This window comes from Aeromonas sp. SE22 (assembly GCF_038739755.1).
In the GTDB taxonomy this organism is placed as follows: domain Bacteria; phylum Pseudomonadota; class Gammaproteobacteria; order Enterobacterales; family Aeromonadaceae; genus Aeromonas; species Aeromonas jandaei.
This window is the reverse complement of record NZ_JBCGFD010000002.1, coordinates 166,099-182,322: the sequence shown is the minus strand read 5'-3', so window position 1 is coordinate 182,322 and position 16,224 is coordinate 166,099. Positions and strand designations below refer to the sequence as shown.

23 protein-coding genes and 2 pseudogenes are annotated in these 16,224 nt (G+C 56.3%); 6 read left to right on the top strand and 19 right to left on the bottom strand.

Annotated features, from left to right (window positions below; translation table 11 throughout):
• Positions 1-103 precede the first annotated feature (103 nt).
• From AAHA39_RS04685 to AAHA39_RS04665, 5 genes and pseudogenes are all read left to right on the top strand, one after another.
• On the top strand, positions 104-796 hold the full coding sequence (locus AAHA39_RS04685) for a tRNA/rRNA methyltransferase (protein ID WP_320657130.1): 693 nt from the start codon (positions 104-106) through the stop codon (positions 794-796).
• A gap of 260 nt (positions 797-1,056) precedes the next feature.
• Positions 1,057-3,534 (top strand): bifunctional aspartate kinase/homoserine dehydrogenase I, encoded by a 2,478-nt coding sequence (gene thrA, locus AAHA39_RS04680; protein WP_320657129.1) that lies wholly within the window; start codon positions 1,057-1,059, stop codon positions 3,532-3,534.
• Between the two features lie 2 nt (positions 3,535-3,536).
• Entirely contained in the window at positions 3,537-4,547 is a 1,011-nt protein-coding gene (thrB, locus tag AAHA39_RS04675; protein ID WP_320657128.1) for a homoserine kinase, read from the top strand.
• Positions 4,544-5,818 (top strand): threonine synthase, encoded by a 1,275-nt coding sequence (gene thrC, locus AAHA39_RS04670; protein ID WP_320657127.1) that lies wholly within the window; start codon positions 4,544-4,546, stop codon positions 5,816-5,818. The genes thrB and thrC overlap by 4 nt, the downstream gene beginning before the upstream one ends.
• A gap of 90 nt (positions 5,819-5,908) precedes the next feature.
• Positions 5,909-6,187: pseudogene (locus AAHA39_RS04665) on the top strand (transposase); the annotation flags it as partial.
• 267 nt (positions 6,188-6,454) lie between these two features.
• On the opposite strand, the pseudogene AAHA39_RS04660 reads toward AAHA39_RS04665, so the two are convergent.
• From AAHA39_RS04660 to AAHA39_RS04575, 18 genes and pseudogenes are all read right to left on the bottom strand, one after another.
• Positions 6,455-6,958 (bottom strand): annotated as a pseudogene (locus AAHA39_RS04660) (IS110 family transposase); the annotation flags it as partial.
• 88 nt (positions 6,959-7,046) lie between these two features.
• Entirely contained in the window at positions 7,047-7,265 is a 219-nt protein-coding gene (locus AAHA39_RS04655) for a hypothetical protein (protein WP_320657126.1), read from the bottom strand.
• Between the two features lie 112 nt (positions 7,266-7,377).
• Positions 7,378-7,674 carry a hypothetical protein gene (locus AAHA39_RS04650; RefSeq protein WP_320657125.1) on the bottom strand — a complete coding sequence of 99 codons (297 nt, stop codon included), beginning with the start codon at positions 7,672-7,674 and terminating at the stop codon, positions 7,378-7,380.
• Positions 7,675-7,704: 30 nt separating this feature from the next.
• A complete protein-coding gene (locus tag AAHA39_RS04645; RefSeq protein ID WP_320657124.1) occupies positions 7,705-8,046 on the bottom strand; it encodes a hypothetical protein in 342 nt (113 codons plus the stop codon).
• A 1-nt stretch (position 8,047) separates the two neighbouring features.
• Positions 8,048-8,590, bottom strand: coding sequence for a hypothetical protein (locus AAHA39_RS04640; RefSeq protein WP_320657123.1), 543 nt, complete (start codon positions 8,588-8,590; stop codon positions 8,048-8,050).
• Positions 8,591-8,618: 28 nt separating this feature from the next.
• A complete protein-coding gene (locus AAHA39_RS04635) occupies positions 8,619-8,945 on the bottom strand; it encodes a type IV toxin-antitoxin system YeeU family antitoxin (RefSeq protein WP_139395889.1) in 327 nt (108 codons plus the stop codon).
• A complete protein-coding gene (locus AAHA39_RS04630) occupies positions 8,942-9,304 on the bottom strand; it encodes a hypothetical protein (protein ID WP_258119974.1) in 363 nt (120 codons plus the stop codon). Before AAHA39_RS04630 ends, AAHA39_RS04635 begins: the two co-directional genes overlap by 4 nt.
• Entirely contained in the window at positions 9,301-9,516 is a 216-nt protein-coding gene (locus AAHA39_RS04625; RefSeq protein WP_320657122.1) for a hypothetical protein, read from the bottom strand. The genes AAHA39_RS04630 and AAHA39_RS04625 overlap by 4 nt, the downstream gene beginning before the upstream one ends.
• On the bottom strand, positions 9,516-10,022 hold the full coding sequence (locus tag AAHA39_RS04620) for a hypothetical protein (RefSeq protein ID WP_320657121.1): 507 nt from the start codon (positions 10,020-10,022) through the stop codon (positions 9,516-9,518). The genes AAHA39_RS04625 and AAHA39_RS04620 overlap by 1 nt, the downstream gene beginning before the upstream one ends.
• Positions 10,023-10,175: 153 nt before the next feature.
• Positions 10,176-10,514: a hypothetical protein gene (locus tag AAHA39_RS04615; RefSeq protein ID WP_320657120.1), complete on the bottom strand. Its 339-nt coding sequence runs from the start codon at positions 10,512-10,514 to the stop codon at positions 10,176-10,178.
• Positions 10,515-10,538: 24 nt separating this feature from the next.
• Positions 10,539-10,730 carry a hypothetical protein gene (locus tag AAHA39_RS04610; protein ID WP_320657119.1) on the bottom strand — a complete coding sequence of 64 codons (192 nt, stop codon included), beginning with the start codon at positions 10,728-10,730 and terminating at the stop codon, positions 10,539-10,541.
• Positions 10,727-11,224 carry a RadC family protein gene (gene radC / locus AAHA39_RS04605; protein WP_320657118.1) on the bottom strand — a complete coding sequence of 166 codons (498 nt, stop codon included), beginning with the start codon at positions 11,222-11,224 and terminating at the stop codon, positions 10,727-10,729. Before radC ends, AAHA39_RS04610 begins: the two co-directional genes overlap by 4 nt.
• 114 nt (positions 11,225-11,338) lie before the next feature.
• Positions 11,339-11,614: a hypothetical protein gene (locus tag AAHA39_RS04600; protein ID WP_320657117.1), complete on the bottom strand. Its 276-nt coding sequence runs from the start codon at positions 11,612-11,614 to the stop codon at positions 11,339-11,341.
• Positions 11,589-12,017 (bottom strand): hypothetical protein, encoded by a 429-nt coding sequence (locus tag AAHA39_RS04595; RefSeq protein ID WP_320657116.1) that lies wholly within the window; start codon positions 12,015-12,017, stop codon positions 11,589-11,591. The genes AAHA39_RS04600 and AAHA39_RS04595 overlap by 26 nt, the downstream gene beginning before the upstream one ends.
• Before the next feature lie 10 nt (positions 12,018-12,027).
• Positions 12,028-12,453: a DUF2787 family protein gene (locus tag AAHA39_RS04590; RefSeq protein ID WP_320657115.1), complete on the bottom strand. Its 426-nt coding sequence runs from the start codon at positions 12,451-12,453 to the stop codon at positions 12,028-12,030.
• Between the two features lie 63 nt (positions 12,454-12,516).
• Positions 12,517-13,095: a lecithin retinol acyltransferase family protein gene (locus tag AAHA39_RS04585; RefSeq protein ID WP_320657114.1), complete on the bottom strand. Its 579-nt coding sequence runs from the start codon at positions 13,093-13,095 to the stop codon at positions 12,517-12,519.
• A gap of 87 nt (positions 13,096-13,182) precedes the next feature.
• The gene (locus AAHA39_RS04580) at positions 13,183-13,632 is read right to left on the bottom strand and encodes an IrmA family protein (protein ID WP_320657113.1); all 450 of its coding nucleotides are present in this window, start codon (positions 13,630-13,632) and stop codon (positions 13,183-13,185) included.
• Between the two features lie 107 nt (positions 13,633-13,739).
• Complete coding sequence (locus tag AAHA39_RS04575) at positions 13,740-14,540, bottom strand: hypothetical protein (protein ID WP_320657112.1); 801 nt, start codon at positions 14,538-14,540, stop codon at positions 13,740-13,742.
• 161 nt (positions 14,541-14,701) lie between these two features.
• On the opposite strand from AAHA39_RS04575, the gene AAHA39_RS04570 reads away from it, so the two are divergent.
• Positions 14,702-15,049: a helix-turn-helix domain-containing protein gene (locus AAHA39_RS04570; RefSeq protein ID WP_320657111.1), complete on the top strand. Its 348-nt coding sequence runs from the start codon at positions 14,702-14,704 to the stop codon at positions 15,047-15,049.
• Between the two features lie 291 nt (positions 15,050-15,340).
• Here AAHA39_RS04570 and AAHA39_RS04565 read toward each other — a convergent pair whose 3' ends face one another.
• A complete protein-coding gene (locus AAHA39_RS04565) occupies positions 15,341-16,138 on the bottom strand; it encodes a hypothetical protein (protein WP_320657110.1) in 798 nt (265 codons plus the stop codon).
• Positions 16,139-16,224: the final 86 nt, after the last annotated feature.

The following is a 16,224-nucleotide window of genomic DNA, read 5'->3' as shown; positions in this document are numbered from 1 at the left end:
GCAATTTTCGCGGATAAACGGTAGATTGCGCCCCTGTTTTGGCGATGGTTTAGCGACTGTTTGCCGTCTGTTTGAGAGGCCGTCCGGCCTGTGAGGAAACCCGATGAAGCTCTATTTTGTCCTGGTGGCACCTGCCCGCCCCGCCAACGTCGGCGCCGCCGCCCGCGCCATGAAAACCATGGGCTTTGATGCCATGCGACTGGTGGCAAGCCGGGTGCACGAAGAGGATGAAGCGAGCTGGGTAGCCCACGGCGCGCAGGAGATCCTGGCTCAGGCCGAGGCGTTCGATACCCTGCCCGAGGCGCTGGCCGACATGGATCTGGTGATCGCCACCACCGCCCGCCAGCGTGGCCGCTACCAGCACTACCTCACGCCAGCTGAAATTCGCGACCAGATCCGCGCCAAGCCTTCCCTCAACAAGGTCGCCATCGTCTTTGGCTGCGAAGAGTCTGGCCTCTCCAACGAGCAGCTGGCCGAGGTCGACCTCATCAGCTATCTGCCGCTCAAGGTGAGCTACCCGTCCCTCAATCTGGGGCAGGCGATCATGCTCTACGCCTACGAGCTGAGCCCGCTGCTCGATGAGGCAAGTGTCGCAGCAGAAAATATTGATAACAGTGGACAGGTTCGCGTGCTCAAAAGCAAAACAGCAGAAATTTTGGGTGGAATCGGAGTTTCGCAGGATGAAAAACTGCATCAGTGGGTGATGGACCGGGTGCCCATGCTGCCGCAGCGGGATTTGAACATGCTCCACCTGCTCTGCAAGGACCTTGCCCGCAAACTTGGCAAAGAGGTTTAAGTTGACAGCCCTGCGCCCGGCGCGGTATTGCTAAAAGCCAGTTTCGTTCACGAGTGTTCGTCATGCAGCTATTCACCAACATCATCACCACCACCATTATTACCGGTACCACCACAGGTGGCACTGGGGCCGGTTGATGCGCTGACGAACAAGCACAGAAATCAGAAAAGGCCCGTACCCACCCAGTACGGGCCTTTTTGTTGGATGATTTTCAGACCGGTTTTTCGGTTATACAGCAGGGATTACAGGGAGAGAAAGCGATGAGAGTGTTGAAGTTTGGCGGGTCATCTCTGGCCGACGCAGAGCGTTTTTTACGGGTTGCCGACATTGCGGTGAATACCCATGGCCAGTCTCAGGTAGCCCTGGTGCTGTCTGCTCCTGCCAAGGTAACCAACCATCTGGTGGCGCTGGTCGAGCAGACCAGCCGTGGCATGGATGCCAGCAGTACCCTGTTTGAAGTGAACGGTATCTTCTCCCGCCTGCTGGCCGGGTTGAAGGCGGCTTATCCGGCGCTCAATGACAAAGCGCTGCAGGCACGCCTGACCAGCGAACTGGATCAGGTGGAGCGGCTGATGCAGGGCATCCGCCTGCTGGGGCTCTGCCCGGACAACGTGCAGGCGCGCATCCTGAGCCGTGGCGAGAACCTCTCCATCGCCTTTATGCACGAGCTGTTGCGGGTGCGTGGCCTCGAACTGGGTCTTATCGTGCCGGAAGAGCTGCTGGTGACCGATGGCGGTTATCTGGAAGCCCACGTCGATATCGAAGCCTCCCGGGTGCGCTTTGCCGCAAAGGGCTTGCGTCCTGTTGTGGCAGAAAAGCAGCAATGCCTCTATCTGATGCCGGGCTTTACCGGCGGTAGTGACAAGGGTGAAACCGTGCTGCTGGGCCGCAACGGCTCCGACTACTCCGCCGCCGTCTTGGCAGCCTGTGTCGATGCCGAGTGCTGCGAGATCTGGACCGATGTCGAGGGCTGCTACAGCTGTGACCCCCGTCTGGTGCCGGATGCTTACTTACTGAAAACCCTCTCCTACAAGGAGGCGATGGAGCTCTCCTACTTCGGTGCCAAGGTGCTGCACCCGAAAACCATCGCACCGGTGGCCCAGTTCCACATTCCCTGCCTTATCAAGAACAGCTTCAACCCGCAGGGGCCGGGCACCCTGATCGGCCCCGAGAGCGGCGACGATGATCTGAAAGTGAAGGCCATCTCCGATCTGGCCGGCATGTGCATGTTCAACGTCTCCGGCCCCGGCATGAAGGGGATGGTTGGCATGGCCGGTCGCATCTTCTCTGCCGTCTCCCGCGCCGGGGTCAGCATTGTGCTGATCACCCAGTCATCTTCCGAATACAGCGTCAGCTTCTGTATCCACAGCTACGACAGCGACAAGACCCGCAAGGTGCTGGAGCGCGAGTTCGAGCTGGAGTTCAAGAACCAGCTGCTCGACCCGCTCGAGATCATGAACGATCTGGCCATCATCTCCCTGATCGGTGACGGCATGCGCACTGCCAAGGGGATGGCTGCACGCTTCTTCACCTCGCTTGCGCAGGCCTCCATCAATATCGTCGCCATCGCGCAGGGCTCCAGCGAGCGCTCCATCTCGGCGGTGGTACGCTCCGGCAAGGTGGCGGAAGCGATCAAGGCGTGTCACCAGAACTTCTTTGGCAGCCAGCACTTTATCGACCTGTTCGTGGTCGGGGTGGGCGGCGTCGGCGCCGCACTGGTGGATCAGATTGCCCGCCAGCAGCCGGTACTGGCCGAGCAGGGCACCGGTTTGCGGGTGGTCGGCATCGCCAACAGCCGCCAGATGGCGGTCAACAAGGATGGCCTGAACCTCGCCAACTGGCGCGAACAGCTGGTGGAAGCTCGCGACAGCTTCTCGCTGGACGGGGTGAAAAAGCTGGTGGAAGAGAGCCACATCATCAACCCGGTGATCGTTGACTGCACCTCCTCCGAGGCTGTGGCCGTCCAGTACGCCGACTTCCTCGCCGCCGGTTTCCATGTAGTTACCCCGAACAAGAAGGCCAACACCGGCTCGCTCGATTACTACAAGGCGCTGCGCCGCACTGCCCGCCAGACCCGTCGCAAGTTCCTGTACGAGACCAACGTCGGCGCCGGTCTGCCGGTTATCGAGAACCTGCAGAACCTCATCATGGCCGGTGACAAGCTGCGCGCGTTTGACGGCATCCTCTCCGGTTCCCTCTCCTTTATCTTCGGCAAGCTGGACGAGGGGATGGCTTTCTCCGAGGCGACCAAGATCGCCCGCGGCAACGGCTTTACCGAGCCGGATCCCCGCGATGATCTCAACGGCATGGATGTGGCGCGCAAGCTGCTCATTCTGGCCCGCGAGGCGGGTATGGCGCTGGAGCTTTCTGATGTCGAAGTGGAGCAGGCGCTGCCGCCCGGCTTTGACGCCAGCGGCGACGTGGAAGCCTTTATGGCCCGCCTGCCGGAGGCTGACGGCTGGTTCCGCAACCAGTTCGCCGCGGCCCAGCGTGAAGGCAAGGTGCTGCGCTATGTGGGCTCCATCGAGGGTGGCAAGTGCAAGGTCGCCATCAAGGCGGTCGGTGCCGACGAGCCGCTGTTCAAGGTCAAAGACGGGGAGAACGCGCTCGCCTTCTTCTCCACCTACTACCAGCCGATCCCGCTGGTGCTGCGCGGCTATGGCGCCGGTACCGAAGTGACTGCGGCGGGCGTCTTTGCCGACGTGCTGCGCACCCAGAACTGGAAGCAGGAGCTATAAGTATGAGTTCAGACATGTACCCCTCTTATATGACGGAAGGCGCCATGGGTAATGACAGAAGTGTGGTCGCCTATGCACCCGCCTCCAGCGCCAACCTGAGCGTGGGTTTCGATGTACTGGGGGCGGCGCTCGCCCCCGTGGATGGCTCTCTGCTCGGCGATCGGGTGCAGGTAAAAGCGGCTGACGTGCCGTTCGCCCTCTCCGCCGTGGGCAGCTACGCCCACAAGCTGCCGGATGATCCGAAAAAGAATATCCTCTACGACTGCTGGGTCGCCTATGGCGAGGCGCTGGAGAAGCGCGGCCTGAAACTCCAGCCCCTCGAAATGGTGCTGGAGAAGAACCTGCCGGTGGGCTCGGGTCTGGGTTCCAGCGCCTGCAGCGTGGTGGCGGCGCTGGAGGGGCTCAACGCCTTTCACGGCGAGCCTCTCGACGAGCACGCCCTGCTGCTGCTGATGGGTGAGATGGAAGGCAAGATCTCCGGCTCCGTTCACTACGACAACGTCGCCCCCTGTTATCTCGGTGGCATGCAGCTGGTGGTGGAGGAGGCGGGCGTTATCAGCCAGGGCATTCCGGTGTTTGACGAGTGGTACTGGGTGGTCTGCTACCCGGGCACTGTGGTCTCCACCGCCGCGGCCCGCGCCATTCTGCCGGCCCAATATCGCCGTCAGGATTGCCTCACCTACGGCCGCCGTCTGGCTGCCTTTGTCCACGCCAGCTACACCGGGCAGGAGCCGCTGGCGGCGAGCGTCTTGAAAGACGTGATTGCCGAGCCCTACCGCGCGGCGCTGATCGAAGGCTTTGCCGAGGTGCGGGCGCAGGCGGCCCAGAACGGGGCGCTGGCCACCGGCATCTCCGGCTCCGGCCCCACCGTGTTTGTGGTGATGAAGGAGCTGGCGCAGGCCGAGCGGATGAAGGATTGGATGGAAGCACATTTCGTGCAGAACGAATATGGATTTGCCCGGGTCTGCAAACTGGACATGGCCGGGGCACGGGTAACAGGAAGCGAGCTATGAATCTCTACAACATCAAGGACAACAGCGAACAGGTGAGCTTCGCGCAGGCGGTGCGTCAGGGCTTGGGTCGCGAACAGGGGCTCTTCTTCCCCGAACAACTCGAACCGCTCGCCGATGTGGATGCCCTGATCGATCTGCCGCTGGCCGAACGCTCTGCCCGCATCCTGAGCCACCTGCTGGGGGACGAAGTGCCCGCAGCCAAGGTGAGTGAGCTTGTTAACGCCGCCTTCACCTTCCCGGCGCCGCTGGTCAAATTGAAAGATGGCACCTATGCCCTTGAGCTGTTCCACGGCCCGACCCTGGCGTTCAAGGATTTCGGCGGCCGCTTTATGGCCCAGTGCCTCGCAGCCTTTAGAACCAACGACAAGATCACCATCCTCACCGCCACCTCCGGCGACACCGGCGCCGCCGTAGCCCACGCCTTCTACGGGCTGGAGGGGATCGAGGTGGTGATCCTCTATCCCAAGGGCAAGATCAGCCCCTTGCAGGAGAAGCTCTTCTGCACCCTTGGCGGCAATATCCGCACCATCGCCATCGACGGCGACTTCGATGCCTGTCAGGCGCTGGTAAAACAGGCCTTTGACGACGAAGCGCTGAAAAAGGCCATTGGCCTCAACTCCGCCAACTCCATCAATATCAGCCGTCTGCTGGCGCAGGTTTGCTACTACTTCGAAGCGGTGGCCCAGCTGCCGAAAGCCGATCGCGCCAAGGCGGTGATCAGCGTGCCGTCCGGCAACTTTGGCAACCTCACTGCGGGCCTCATCGCCAAGGCGCTGGGGCTGCCGGTGAAGCGCTTTATCGCCGCCACTAACGCCAACGATACCGTGCCGCGCTACCTGAAAACCGGTCAGTGGGAGCCGCACCAGACAGTGGCAACCCTGTCGAACGCCATGGATGTCAGCCGCCCCAACAACTGGCCGCGGGTAGAAGAGCTCTGCCGTCGCAAAGGCTGGGCGCTGGAGACTCTGGGCTCCGGTATGCGTGACGACGTCCAGACCCGCGCTGCCCTGAAACGGCTGCATCAGCTGGATTACCTGTGCGAACCCCACGGCGCCATTGCCTGGGATCTGCTGGGGGAACAGCTGGCCGAGGACGAAGTGGGTGTGTTCCTCTGCACCGCCCATCCTGCCAAGTTCAAGGAGTCGGTGGACGAGATCTTGCATCTCGATGTACCGCTGCCCGGCCCGCTCGCCAAGCACGCCGAGCTGCCGCTGCTCTCCGTTAATTTGCCAACGGAGTTTGCCCGGTTAAGAGCGTTTTTGGTGGCTTGAACGGCGTTGTGGACCAAATCGATGCAGCTTGAATGGAACTAACTGAGGACGCAGTGATCTGATCACTGCTATTCCCTTCAAGTCTGCATCATGGGCACGTCGCTTCACCCCATCACCAACTGGCCTCAATACAACAAGTCTTTGATTAACCGTGGCTCTCTCGCCTTCTGGATTGATGCTGAAGTCATGAACAACTGGTTCCACCACGACCATCACGGGCGACGGGGCCGCAGCCAGCTCAACACCGACCAGACCATCTGCAACTTACTGATGCTCAAGGGGATTTTTAGTCTCACTCTGCGGGCCACCCAGGGACTACTCGACTCCTTGTTCGAGTTGATGAATGTACCCCTGTGCGCGCCGGACTACATAGATGGTCGCCTCGGTTTGCCAAGCCCTCAATCCATGAAAGTGAGTCAGGTGGAGATTGCAGCCATAGATCCGGATTTCAATCGAGGCTACCGCCTCTATCCCTGATGGAATTCGCTGATGGGGACCTCTATCAGCTGTACGCTCTTGCAAAGCCCTGTAATCCATGGGTTTTCCCCATCACGGTCTGACCTGTTTCGCCATCACTTCATACTGCCTGAACAATCGGTGGTACTATTTGCTCATTTCCTTTTGGAACTTACATGCTTATTGCCGGGGGCAATATTCTTGGTTTTTGGTCAAGAGCGCCCAGACCGTGCGGGCATTCTTGTTGGCCAACGCTACGGCTGCAATATTGCTATTCCTACGCTCTAATAACCGGCTTGCCCAGCACGAGACGACATCGTGTTTACGCCTCACCGACTGCAAAATTGCCCTGGCACCGTGGATTAGCAAAGTTCTCAAATAGGTATCCCCCCGTTTGCTGATCCCCAGCAAGGTTTGTTTGCCGCCGCTGGAGTGCTGGCGTGGCACAAACCCGAGCCAAGCGGCCAGTTGCCTGCCATTTTCGAAATTGTTGGCATTGCCAATGGTCGCAACCAACGCACTGGCGGTGATGGGACCGATGCCGGGGATCTTACCGATGCATTGGCACAAGGCGTTCTGCTGATGACATTGCTCGATTTGCTTGTCGAGTGTCGCAGTTATCTTGAACAGGTGGTCCAGATAATCCTGTAGCAGACCCAACTGTTGACGGAACAAGGCAGGCAACCTGTGAGGTGAATGTTGATGTGGGTGCCAGGCACATTGTGGCGTTGGCGTAGTCTAGTCAGATGCTCTGGAAGATCTGTCAGGCTTGCTAGTCTCCCCCGATAAAGCGGGAGAGATTGATGTAGTCGGGATGGCTCACGGTGATGGTCACCTGATGTCCTGGTTGCCAGCGGCTAAACAGGTGGGCTTTGGCCTCTTTGATGGTGGGGATGCCGGGAGCGGGTAACGTTTGTTGGTGGCGCAGATGCAGTGTGTTGAGCTCGGGGGCATAGCGATTCAATTCGAGCCCGGTGATAAGACGGGTCATGTTGGGTTATACCTACGATGCCAAGGGCCAGCCTGTGAAGGCTGGCCCTTTATGTTGTTTGTGGATGAGCGGAGCTGGGTGGTTGTGGCTGTTGACAGCGACCAGGTGGTGGCTAGCCGTTGTAAAACAGGATGTAGTTCACACCGGCCTGCTGGGCGGCAGTGAGCAAGGGTTGTAGTGCTGGCGGGATGGCATCGAGCTCCATAGCTAGGTTCAGGGTGTACTCATAGGCAGAGTCATCCTTCACACCGACATGTTCATGGGAGGCCCTTTGCTTGACCCATTGCCATTCCGGCACCAGATCTGCGTCATCGTAATCGCCGATGATGGAACTCATGGCGACATCCAGCATCTGCATCACCGAATGGCCTGCCAGTGGGTCAGGCGTTGCAGGGATGGTGTTGGTCATTGCATCGCTCCTTGTTGTCTGGGCTGTGCGTTACATCTGATTGATAACCGGTTTGCAATTGAGTCGGTCCAGCAGATGCAGCGAACCGTACTGGGCTACCAGTCGGTCTATGGCCATCTGGGCGCAGGCCGCTCTGCTGGGCTTATTCTCAGGTATGGCGTAACGCGCGGTGAGCCAACCGCCGAGCAGGGCAATGCGGTAGCCACTCGGGATATGGGTGAGCGACGTTCCTACCCCCCTCCCGTGAATGAGGAAGGGCACAGCTTGCCCACCGATGTCGATATCCATGCGCTGGCCTTTGAGTTCAAAGGTGGTGAGCTCGCCGGTTCGCGGATGTTTGCCGGGCACCTTGATAGTGATGTGTTTAGCCATCTCACACCTCCGGTTTGGCTTCAAAGTGACGGGTCACAACGCCCGCTTGCGGGTCGATACTGATAAATGCCGGGGCTTGCGGGTAGTACTGGTAGAGTCGCGCCAGTTCAGCGCGAAACGCCTCGACGTTCGACGCAATCACATGGCTGGTATCCCCCTCGGCGTAGGTAAAGGTCTCGAGCTTCTCTGTGTGAATCCATATGCCGAAATACCAGGCGTCTTCCTCGGTATCGTATTGTTGCCAGCCCTGGGCCAGTAGCGTCCTGTCGTAGTAGTAACGGTCAGCCTGATGGCTCCCCCGGTCGATACGGCAACCTGTCACAGTAAGCTCAAGCGGGATACGCCCTACCTTCAGAGCCTTCTTGACCCGGCGCAATGTGTGCCGTGCCTTGGCCTTCTCTTTGCGCGGGTCGTAGGGGTTCAGCTTGCTGCCCACGTAGTTGAGGATCCCCTCAGCATTGGCGGCTGTATTGTGCGTCAGCGTGTGCAGCAGGGCGGTGACTTCACGGCGGGCCAGTTTGCCCAGGTCATAGAACTTGTTCATGATATTTATCCTTGAAACAAACACCCCGCTAGTTAGCGGGGTGGTAGATGTCGAGGTAGAGGTAGCCGTAGCTGCGCCTCGGACTGGCTTCACACACCCAGCCCTTGTGTTCCAGGCGAAACACCTCGTCCATGTCGGTGCATATCTGGTATGCCTTGGCCATCTTGGTTAACTCACGCAGAAAGTGCGGCAGCACCGTGTTGCACTCTGCCCGCCACGCCTCGTCTGGCTCGCCGTACATACCGGCACGGTCGCCGAGGAAATCAACATAACCACGTTGCAGAATGGCTCGAGCCCCCAGCTTGGGCAGGTTCGGGGTGCCCAGTCCCCATGTCATGTGCTCGAAGATGCTCATGTGTGGCTGCTCCAGTTTGGGTTGTCGTTGGTGCCGTGGTTGAAGTAGGCACCCACAATGGTGCGTCGCCACTCCCCAACGGGATAGCCGAGGTCGTTGCACTCACGCTCCCACCACGCAAAGTTAATCTCGCGGGGCAGGTTGTCCACCATGTCCAGTGGACTCACGAACAACGAGGTCTTGTGCATCGTGGGCACGGGCTTGATCTTGTCGGGGCCAGTGCGCTTGCCTGTCTCGTCATAGTCGTGTGCCCACTTCGGGAAGGTGAGCTGATAGGTAATGAGCCGATGCAAATCGCCATGTGCGCTCATGGCCTGAGCGACTGCGACCTGAGTGAAGCTATCGTTGAATTCGATCATGGGTGTTTCTCTCTTTCTGCAGATGAACGGTAAGCCGCGGCCAGCAGCGCAAACTGCTCGACCAGGTAACTGATGCTGATGCCCAGTTCATCACTGACCCCATCACCCAGACGATGATGCAGGTGTGCCATGTCATCAGAGATACGTTGTGCTATTTGGGCGGTTGAGCTCGGTGGTGAGCTTGTCACCGTCAGGATGATGGAAAGGTTCATCACATCTCTCCCCAAGGGGCTTGTTCCCACAGTGACAACCGGGTCAGCACGTCTTGCGCCAGCGCCTGCTGCAACTGCTGTATTACCTTGACCAACCGAGGTGCCTGCTCGGGGCTCCCACTCCATTCACTCGACTGGTACAGGGCGCAGCAGGTGAATTTGTACAGCGCCACCAGTTCGGCATCGGTGAGTGGTGCCTGGTGGTAACGGTGCGCAGGTTTGAGCGATCCCAGCTTGGTCGAGCAGTGCTGACGTGGTTCCTTGCGGTCCTGTGGACGCCCTAGCTGATAGCGATGCCAGACTGCCCGCCGATTGGCGAGCCTCATCAATCGTACCAGCCGGTCTACCCGCCACGTCCAGGTGCTTGTGACATCCATTGGCGGGTTCCACCAGAGGGAGCGCAGCAGCTCAAGGGTGTAGTGCGGTGGCATGGGGGCATTGCAAAAGCGGTGTAACTGTACGGCAAAGGCAAGGTAGTCCTTGCGATCGATCATGAAGGCAGACATGGGAGTAGCTCCTTGAAATGCAAAAGGCCACCTGTAGTGAGATGGCCTTGTTGGGGGGATCGGAGTATCCGGATCATGATGTTGGCGCGGATGATCCGGGTGATCGGGTGGAAACGTGATCGGCCTTATTGTTATTGGGCGACCGACGGTTCGTTATTGGTGAGCCTGGCGTGTGTCGGGGAGAGCCACATCAAACAGGATGGTGTAGAGCGCACAATCAATGCCGTTGACGGCATCGTGATGCGGGTAATAGGGCGGCGCGTCTCGGGAGCGCTCGACGTAGTCGCCAAAGCAACTGAGACACTCGCGGATCTCGATGGTGGATCCTTGCAGCAAGGTCTCTTCAAACTGCTTGGCATAACTCCGGTCATCATGGGCCTTGGTGACGGCCTTCTCCAGCAACGCCTGCGCCCCTTGGTTGCTGGCGGCTGCCAGGCCATGGCGCAGCTTCTCGAGGGTTTCCTCAAGGGAATAGGGATTGGGTAATCGCATGGTGTTTGTCCCTTCTTGGCGCGGCTAATGGCGCAACTGATGCAGCAGCGCATCAATGGCCTCTATGCAGTCGGCTTGGGTAAGTTGGTAACCGTTGGGCAGATGAGCCACGATGGCGGGCTCTGCCTGCATCTCGACGTTGTCTGCAAGCCAGCAGCGCAGCTCGAGGAGAATGTCGAGGGCGGTGAGGTGGGTTTTGCTTGGGGTCTGGTTCATAGTTGGCCTCTTTCGGCCAGCGACACCACGCCCTCAGCGCCGACCACCAGGTGGTCGAGCAGGCGGACATCGACCAGTGCCAAGGCCTCTTTGAGGGCCAGGGTAAAGACCCGGTCTGAGTGGCTGGGTTCTGGGTCACCGCTGGGGTGATTGTGCACCGCGATGATGGCCCCACAGTTGAGTAACAAGGCCCGCTTGACCACTTCCCGTGGGTAGATGCTGGCACTGTCGAGGGTGCCGCGAAACAGCTCCTCAAAGGCCAGCACGCGATGCTGGGTGTCAAGGAACAGTGCACCAAACACTTCATGCTCCCGGTTCTGCAGCAGGGTTTGCAGTCGCTCTGCAGCCTCGGTGGTGCTGGTGATGGCGGTGCCTTTGGCCAAACGCTTCCTGGCAATCTGATTGGCAATACGCAGCAGGTCTTGCTCGGTCACCGGTTCGGTGACGACATAAGTGCCGGGGCATTGCCCGGCTTCCAGTTTGTGGTAACGCATGGTGGTCTCCTGAAAAAGAAAACCCCGGCAGCGCGAGGCATGCCGGGGCTAAATGCAGAGAGGTTGTTGGTTCATCTTGAGGGTAGTTCAGTGGGCTTTAGTGGTGACGCCTTCTCAGGTGGTGGGTTCCTGCTGAACCGGCATTAGTGGTTCGGGGACCAGCACGGTGAGTGGGTTGGCGAGTGCTCCACTCAGCCGTTCTGCCAGTTGGTAAGCCAGTCCTATGGTGTCGTAGTCTGCCACCCAGGTGGCCAGGGCAAGGCCACTGGTCTCTACCGCCCGTAGGTAGACGCTGTAGCCCTGCACGGTCAGGCCACTGTCCCGCACTACTTGCGTCTCCCCTTCCCGATTAATCGCTTCCAGCTCAACGGCTATCGGTTGTTTGTGCATCGTGTGCCTCCTTGTGGGGTAAGGGGTCACTCTCCACGCCATAGCCGTGGTGAATGCAGGTACGTTGCAGGTCACTCAGAAAGCTACTCAGCACGCGGGGCTGCTCAGATAGTGGCACCGGTCCTGCCTGGCCGCGCCAAAAACAACGACGCGTAGGGTCAACGCAGATTTCATCCACGGGCTGGCTCATGGTGCGCCAGTCCTCGGCATTGGTGAGGGAGAGCAGTTGCCACTGCATGCCGGACCAACGCAGGTGCAACGTGACGGTGCGGGCGTGTGGGTTACCAGGAGTCAGGTGCAGCAACCAGCGCTCGCCCTGGCCAGTTGGCTGTAGTTTGGCGTTGGCGGCGACCAGCTCCAGCCACTGGCGTGAGTAGTGAGTTAGCGGCAGTTCGTTAGTCATCACACACCTCCTACTCCCCGCTAACTTCAACAGTGAAGTACGCCATCCGGCAGTAGGCAACAAAGTTGGTCTGCCACAGGGTGAATAACGCGTGGGCCTCGGCGCGTTGCATCGGACCCCATCCTTGCAAATAGTGCTCGTCATCCAAGAAATTGAAATCGAGCTCCTTACAGAGCTCGGCATCCTGACCCACTCCCTGATAGCTGAAGTCGGTGACGTAATCGAACAGCCAGCCATCAAGACCACGTATCAGAAGGATCTCAACGGGGTGAGCCCCTCCTTGCTCGGGGCTGTAGGTGGGACTGCGAAAGTTGAAGGTGAGTTGAGTCAGGCGCTCGATATTGAGCTCGGTTTTAGCGACTTTCTGGTTGAGCAGAATCAGCAATGCTTGGTCAACGGGCAGGGCAAAGCCGTCCCGGAAAAAGGGAATAGTCATAACTTTTCCTCATGGAGTTCAAAGAGAGAGGCGAAACACCTCTCATCCAGATCGGGGGATAACTCAGTCGCTGAGCCAATCCCACAGTTTGCTGATGCCATAGGCCGCGACGGCACCCACAGCAAGGGGGGCTAACAGAGGGGCAGCGGCAATACCGGTAACGGACACCACGGTCGCTGCTGCGCCACTACCGCCAGCAGTCGTGGCCAGCGTGCTGGCAGCAAGCCCTGCAGTTGCACTGGTAGCCGCTTTGCCAAGCGTATGGCGAGCTACTTCGGTAGCCACTACCGTTGCAACTGCGGTCTGCAGCAACTTGGGGGGACGGGCAAGTCCTTCGATGCACCAGCTAACAAATTGCTCGCCACTAGCAAATGGCTGGCCTTGTTCACCTTCGTTGAGCCGTGCGTAAGCCCGTATCAGGCTCTCCTCTCGACTGAACAGGCGCTGGGCATGGGGTTTGACCTCAATGATGCAGTGCTGACTGAATTCAGCTAACGAGGTCAGCGCCAGTTGGCCTGAGTGACCTCCAGCAGGCGATGGCAGGCAGTGAATAACCTTGTCATCGCCAACAAAGATCCCGTGATGGTGGCCTTCAGGCTGCGGTGTTACCAAGTGATCGCCGATAATGAAATGTCGTGTCATAGAGTGATGATCCTCATCAAGGATTGGAAATGAAGAAGGGCGTCACCATTACGGTGACGCCCTTTGGCTTTGTTTTTCCTGAGCGGGCTACTTGCCGCTCACGGTGATCTTCAGTGGTTGGTAAAACTTGGGGGTAAAGGTGGAGATGGGGAGCTGGGTAACTTGGTTATGTGCAAAGACCTCGGTCGCCTGAATAATGGTGATAGACTTGGCTTGCTCAACCTGTCCACAATCAACTTCCGTAAAACCACCGCCATAGCGTGTGGCGGAGCTCCCGCCGAAGGGGCCAACCTCCAGCGTCGATTCAGTCAGGGGTTTACCTTTCTTGTCATTGAATTGCAGTGTGATGTACAGCCGACCAAATTCACCGGCTCCACCGCTATCTAAGGAGAAGTGGTATGCGCAGACGCCTTGGTTGGCGTATACGGTGTCGGTGTGCTGGATAACGAGGTAGCGTTGTTCTTGGGCGATACAGGTCGAAGCCCATAGTAATCCAGCAAACAGTGGTAATAAATAATATTTACTCATGTGATACATGGTTATTCTCATTTAAGGTGCTGACCTCCCACTGGTGTATGCTTAATTCAGATTGGATTCATAGACGTATTTTTAACATCCTTTGGATGTATCATGGCTGTTGTGCATTAATAATTGCACGTGAATTTTTTAGGACGTGTTGATTTGTCTGTATATATCGTGACTTTCTCCGAGTCATCTTCAAAAATTATCTGAGATGCTTGAAATAATGCATTAATAGCCGTATCCCATTCTGCTTTGTTGTTGGCTTTAATAGATATATCCTTGCCATCAACATTTAAAGTGGAGACTCTTTTCATCTCAAGCGCACCATGATAAAGCGATATTCTTCCGTGAGTTAGGTTCCCGTTGTTTTTTTGGGCGCACTTTATGGATAAGGTGTTATCGTTTCCCAATAGATCATAATTATAAACAAAACCATCATCTGAACTAAGATAGTCTATAACATAATGCCAATATGATTTTCGTGTGCCAGTATTTTCTTCAGCTTTATTCCAAGATGGTTTTTTACCTTCCTTTCTTGTTTCTTCCCATTTCCAGGCATCCAGCGGATAACGTTTGATGAGTCGGTCACCAAGCATGATATCGACGTTGTTCAGACGATTGTAGGTATTGACATTGATACTGGCCGAAGCGCTGCAGGTACCGGTATCCAGTTTCTTAAAGCTGCGACTGGCGTGTTCGGCAACCAGCAGGTCACCAATGGCACAGCCTGTTTGGGAGCGGTTGTTTACCAAGGCAGTGTAGTGGCTGTTTTTGTAGAGCAGCTCACAGGTACTTTTGTTATTGCACGCTTGAGCCAAGCTGGTGCCTGTACTGTCTTGATAGGACCAGATGTCATTGGGACTACTGGCCATGGCGCTCGGTGCAGTGAGTGCCAGCGTGAGCAATGGAACGAGCTGTTTCATGAGAACTCCTGTTGGTAGTAAGTCGTAGGGAATTGGGTAACTCTATACCGGTTAGATAGGCAAAAAATGTCCAGCGACAACCCACTGGGTTGATATTCGCCTTTTGAGGTCCTTCATGTCAACGGGTCTGCCCTCAACCATAAGGGTTGACAGGAGGACTTATGACAGATATCAATTTTGAGCAGTTAGCCAAGAACGTGGGTAAGGCCATTGGGCGTCAGCGTAACCATGCTGGGTTTACCCAAGAGCAGGTTGCTGAACACCTCAGTATCGGGATGGAGGCTGTCTCTCGAATGGAGCGGGGGATTGTGGTACCGACCGTAGTGCGGCTGGCGGAGCTTGCTCAGCTGTTTGGCTGTGAGCTGGCAGACTTCCTGCGTGAGACCAGTAACCGGCCTACTGAGCAAGGGATTGTACTGAGCCAGCAATTAGCCCGGCTCAATGACGCCGACCGGACCTTGTTACTGGACACGGTAGAGCGGTTGGTTTGTCGCTTAGCCAAAGGTTAAATCACCTATATCCCTGAGAACGAAACCTGTTTTCATGGGAGACATAGCGGTGAGATAAATAGTAAAAGGGACTGCTTGGTGCAGTCCCTTGGTTGGGTTCATGGAGATAATATATACTCATACATTATTGTAATGAGACCTGTTAAGAGGAATGAGTCCACCTTCAAATGGCGTGATAAGCATGTAGAGGAAATCCTATCTAGAGAATATGCAGACAGAACGTCCTGATGAGTGAGCGTTTGTTGTCCAATCTGTATTGTGCAATATTTCATGGCGGCGAACCCATTTTTATCATCTAATTTGACTGTTTACATCGCTGTGAACTATTGTAATGCTTTGTGGCTTCTTTTGTGTTGGTATTGTGCCTGGGGCGACTTTGTATACGGGAACAATAACGACTTTATTATTATAGGTTATAATGGGGACCCAGCAAAACACACCTAATTTTTTGTTGGCCTCTTCAATGCCTGTGATGCCAGAAGGGATAAGGTCATACACATTGATTAGCATCGCCCCTTCAAAATCAAATTTATACTCATCATAAAAGTAATCATTTGCCAATAATGCAATACCATTTCCAGTAGCCACTTTTATGTTTTTATATTTACGGATGCCCCGTTCAAAGCAGATGAAGATGGCGTAATTTGCACCACTGCGCGCCATCATATTTTGACACATATTTTCTATGTGTCGATGCTCAACTTTCCCGAAGCCATTATCTCTACGCGTGTGGCGTTTAAATTGTTTAACATCATTAAAGCTCTTGCAGTTGTCAAAATCAAATAATTTGGCTGACTGGAGCTTATCATGCCAGATATGAAGGCAGTGCTTCTCTGCCGCAACGCCACTTCTTTTTTGTAGCGTGTCTCTCCTATACACCTTATTTAGTAGACGATTTTCTAATTCATTGGCAGAAACATGATGGTAGGTTATATCTTTAAGGATGTGCACGCAAGCATCCAGTATTTGACTTACCGCCTTTGAGCGGGAAATCCCTCTTGTTTCTTTGTAATTATCCAGTGCATCCAATGTCTCTGGTGTGCTGATGTTTACATTTATTCGATTATACTCAGTTGTTTGCTTAGGCATACCAACATTTACTCCAAAATGCAGCTATATACGGATTTAATTCATTGGGTTTAAGAGTCCCGCTGGACGGCAGTCTAATTACATCT

Excerpts from the sequence above, each read along its gene's own strand:
- AAHA39_RS04685 (WP_320657130.1), top strand. The coding sequence starts at position 104 with ATGAAGCTCTATTTTGTCCTGGTGGCACCTGCCCGCCCCGCCAACGTC.
- thrA (WP_320657129.1), top strand. The coding sequence starts at position 1,057 with ATGAGAGTGTTGAAGTTTGGCGGGTCATCTCTGGCCGACGCAGAGCGT.
- thrB (WP_320657128.1), top strand. The coding sequence starts at position 3,537 with ATGAGTTCAGACATGTACCCCTCTTATATGACGGAAGGCGCCATGGGT.
- thrC (WP_320657127.1), top strand. The coding sequence starts at position 4,544 with ATGAATCTCTACAACATCAAGGACAACAGCGAACAGGTGAGCTTCGCG.
- AAHA39_RS04655 (WP_320657126.1), bottom strand. The coding sequence starts at position 7,265 with ATGACCCGTCTTATCACCGGGCTCGAATTGAATCGCTATGCCCCCGAG.
- AAHA39_RS04650 (WP_320657125.1), bottom strand. The coding sequence starts at position 7,674 with ATGACCAACACCATCCCTGCAACGCCTGACCCACTGGCAGGCCATTCG.
- AAHA39_RS04645 (WP_320657124.1), bottom strand. The coding sequence starts at position 8,046 with ATGGCTAAACACATCACTATCAAGGTGCCCGGCAAACATCCGCGAACC.
- AAHA39_RS04640 (WP_320657123.1), bottom strand. The coding sequence starts at position 8,590 with ATGAACAAGTTCTATGACCTGGGCAAACTGGCCCGCCGTGAAGTCACC.
- AAHA39_RS04635 (WP_139395889.1), bottom strand. The coding sequence starts at position 8,945 with ATGAGCATCTTCGAGCACATGACATGGGGACTGGGCACCCCGAACCTG.
- AAHA39_RS04630 (WP_258119974.1), bottom strand. The coding sequence starts at position 9,304 with ATGATCGAATTCAACGATAGCTTCACTCAGGTCGCAGTCGCTCAGGCC.
- AAHA39_RS04625 (WP_320657122.1), bottom strand. The coding sequence starts at position 9,516 with ATGAACCTTTCCATCATCCTGACGGTGACAAGCTCACCACCGAGCTCA.
- AAHA39_RS04620 (WP_320657121.1), bottom strand. The coding sequence starts at position 10,022 with ATGTCTGCCTTCATGATCGATCGCAAGGACTACCTTGCCTTTGCCGTA.
- AAHA39_RS04615 (WP_320657120.1), bottom strand. The coding sequence starts at position 10,514 with ATGCGATTACCCAATCCCTATTCCCTTGAGGAAACCCTCGAGAAGCTG.
- AAHA39_RS04610 (WP_320657119.1), bottom strand. The coding sequence starts at position 10,730 with ATGAACCAGACCCCAAGCAAAACCCACCTCACCGCCCTCGACATTCTC.
- radC (WP_320657118.1), bottom strand. The coding sequence starts at position 11,224 with ATGCGTTACCACAAACTGGAAGCCGGGCAATGCCCCGGCACTTATGTC.
- AAHA39_RS04600 (WP_320657117.1), bottom strand. The coding sequence starts at position 11,614 with ATGCACAAACAACCGATAGCCGTTGAGCTGGAAGCGATTAATCGGGAA.
- AAHA39_RS04595 (WP_320657116.1), bottom strand. The coding sequence starts at position 12,017 with ATGACTAACGAACTGCCGCTAACTCACTACTCACGCCAGTGGCTGGAG.
- AAHA39_RS04590 (WP_320657115.1), bottom strand. The coding sequence starts at position 12,453 with ATGACTATTCCCTTTTTCCGGGACGGCTTTGCCCTGCCCGTTGACCAA.
- AAHA39_RS04585 (WP_320657114.1), bottom strand. The coding sequence starts at position 13,095 with ATGACACGACATTTCATTATCGGCGATCACTTGGTAACACCGCAGCCT.
- AAHA39_RS04580 (WP_320657113.1), bottom strand. The coding sequence starts at position 13,632 with ATGTATCACATGAGTAAATATTATTTATTACCACTGTTTGCTGGATTA.
- AAHA39_RS04575 (WP_320657112.1), bottom strand. The coding sequence starts at position 14,540 with ATGAAACAGCTCGTTCCATTGCTCACGCTGGCACTCACTGCACCGAGC.
- AAHA39_RS04570 (WP_320657111.1), top strand. The coding sequence starts at position 14,702 with ATGACAGATATCAATTTTGAGCAGTTAGCCAAGAACGTGGGTAAGGCC.
- AAHA39_RS04565 (WP_320657110.1), bottom strand. The coding sequence starts at position 16,138 with ATGCCTAAGCAAACAACTGAGTATAATCGAATAAATGTAAACATCAGC.